This is a genomic window from Kocuria sp. WN036, assembly GCF_002287015.1.
Classification (GTDB): Bacteria; Actinomycetota; Actinomycetes; order Actinomycetales; family Micrococcaceae; genus Kocuria; species Kocuria rosea.
Map to the genome: position 1 here is coordinate 1 of NZ_NSKF01000063.1, position 2553 is coordinate 2553.

The following is a 2553-nucleotide window of genomic DNA, read 5'->3' on the forward strand; positions in this document are numbered from 1 at the left end:
AGCAGCACGCCCGGCAGGCCCTGGGGCCACGGGGCCAGTGCCCCGGGGGCCCCGGCCAGCGCCCGGGCGGTGCCGGCGACGAGGCGCGCCCCCAGTGCGCCGGCGCCCAGGGGCAGCACGGCCGCCGCGGCGCCCGCCCCGTCGGGCAGGTTCAGCAGGAGCAGTCCCGCGAGGCCGCAGACGGTCACCACCGGCACCAGCGGGGCGGCGAGGACGTTGGCCGGCAGCGAGTACACGGGCACGGCGGGCTGGAGGAGCACGAGCACGGGGGCACACCACAGCTGGGCGGCCGCGGGGATCGCGACCGCCACGGCGAGCACCTCCGGGACCCGGGTGCCCAGCCACCGGGTCAGGGGCCGCCCGCTCACCACGATCCCCGCGGTGGCCAGCACCGAGAGGACGAAGCCGTACTCGGCGGCGAGCGCCGGCCGGACGACGACGAGAGCGATCACGGCGCCCGCAAGGGTGGCCAGGGAGACGGCGGTGCGCCCCGTGAGGAGGCTGAGGGCGGCGAGTCCGCCCATCACGGCGGCGCGCAGCACGGACGGGTCCGGACCGACGAGGAGCACGAACGCGGCCAGGGCGCCGAGGCCGGCGGCCAGGCAGGTGCGCCGCCCCGCGCCGAGGGACAGCGCGGCGTGCCCGGCCAGGGCCGTGACGAGGGCGCAGTTGGCGCCGGAGACGGCCGTCAGGTGGGTCAGTCCGGTGTCCCGCATGGCCTGGTCGAGCTCCGGGCCGATCCCGGCGCGCTCGCCGAAGGTCATCCCGGGCAGCAGCCCCGCGGCGTCGGGGCCCAGTCCTGCGGTGCCGGCCACGAAGCGCTCCCGGACCTGCTCCCGCCGGCCGGGCTCCCGTGCCGGGAGGACCGCCGGCGGGGCGGCGGCGCGCAGCACCGGGGGTCCGGGGGACGGGGCCCCGGCGGTGAGCACGGCGGTGATCCGCTGCCCCGGGACCAGCCCGGCCCAGGCGGGCCCGTCCGCGAAGACCGTGACGTCGACGTCGGCGGGTCCGCCGCGGCCCTCGTGGGTGACCTGTTCGAGGCGCAGCCCCAGGACCACGCCGGTGCGGTCCTCGTCCGCGTGGCCGGTCCCGGGGGCGGGCGCCGTCCACCGCCGGGGCGGCTCGGCCACCTCCGCCGTGACGGCCACCGTCCCGGCCCCGGCGAGTGCTGCCCCGAGCGGGCCGTGGGCGGTCTCGCGCTGGGCGGCCGTGGTGCTCAGCAGCACGGCCGTGACGGCGAGGGCGCTCAGGGCCACGGCCGACCACGGCAGGGCCCGCCACAGCCCGGAGGCGCGGGGCCGCCCGGGCGGGGGCTCCTCCCGCCGGAGGGCGCGGGCCACGACGAGGACCAGGGCGGCGCCGAGCACCAGCGCCGCCGGGTAGAGCGCCCCGGCGGCCGCGACCCGTGCCGGGGGCAGGTGCGCGGCGAGCAGACCGGTGAGCCACGCGCCCAGCGCGGCGGGGACGAGCCGCAGGTCCCAGGTGCGGCCCGGCGCGCGGGCGTCGCGGTGCTCCTGGTGCTCCAGGGCCCCGGCCCACCACTCGACGGGGCGCCTCACACGCTCACCAGCGGCCCGAGCGACTCCATCAGGGCGGGGCCGATCCCCGGCACGGCGTCGAGGTCGGCGACGGCGGCGAATCCGCCGTGCTTCTGCCGGAACTCCACGATCCGTCCGGCCAGCACGGGCCCGACCCGCGGGAGGGTCTCGAGCTCGGCCGCGGTGGCCGTGTTGAGGTTCAGCGTCCCACCCGGGGCGGCGCCCTCCGGTGCCCCAGTCCCGGACGGTGCACCCGGGACCCCGGGCGGCACCGCCGCTCCCGGCGCCGCGGCGGCTCCGGGCGCCGGAGCTCCGGGAGCAGGGACGGGAGCGGTCTCGGTGTCGGGGACGAGCACCTGCTGGCCGTCCGTGACGGGGGCGGCCAGGTTCACGGACTCCGTCACGGCGGCATCTGTGAGGCCTCCGGCGGCCTCGACCGCGTCGACGACCCGGGCCCCGGCCTCGAGGGACACGACGCCGGGGCGGGCCACCTCCCCGGTCACGTGCACGTGCAGCGTCGACCCCGCCGCGGGCGGCTGGGCCGCGGCGGACCCCGGCGGGCCCGTCCCGGGTCCGGTCGCCATGCCCGCACCGGCCACGGCTCCGTCCCCGGCCTCCCGCCCGGTGTCGCCCCCGCCGTGCCGGCCGGGGTCCTGCCCGGTGTCCTGCCCTTGGTCGCCGCCCAGCTCCGCCTCGGCGAGGACGGGCCGCCCGGCGGTCTCCGGGACCTCCCCGCCGTCCTTCCCGGGCCCCAGCACCGTCCAGCTCAGCCAGGCGAGCGCGGCCAGGACGATCAGCAGCAGCGAGGCCGGGACCCGGGTCCGGGCGGCGACCAGCCGACGGTGGGCGGGAGCGGCCCCCGGTGCCCCGTCCTGGGGCGACGGCGCCCGGCCGGGGCCGGTGGCCTCGCCCCGGGCCTCGGCCAGCAGCGACGCCAGCCGTTCGGCGGGCGCCGGGGCACCGGGTGCCGGAGCACCGGGTGCCGGAGCACCGGGTGCCGGGGCGCCTGGTGCCG

The 2553-nt window shown here is 80.7% G+C and carries 2 protein-coding genes; both read right to left on the bottom strand.

The genetic code is table 11. The features are described 5' to 3' along the window. Positions 1–1559 (bottom strand): ComEC/Rec2 family competence protein (locus CK505_RS18635; RefSeq protein ID WP_095651913.1); only part of this gene is annotated, 1559 nt, incomplete at its 3' end. After that, positions 1556–2553, bottom strand: a 998-nt coding sequence (locus tag CK505_RS18730) for a ComEA family DNA-binding protein (RefSeq protein WP_217987570.1), incomplete at its 5' end; no start/stop codon positions are given. The genes CK505_RS18730 and CK505_RS18635, both read right to left, overlap by 4 nt.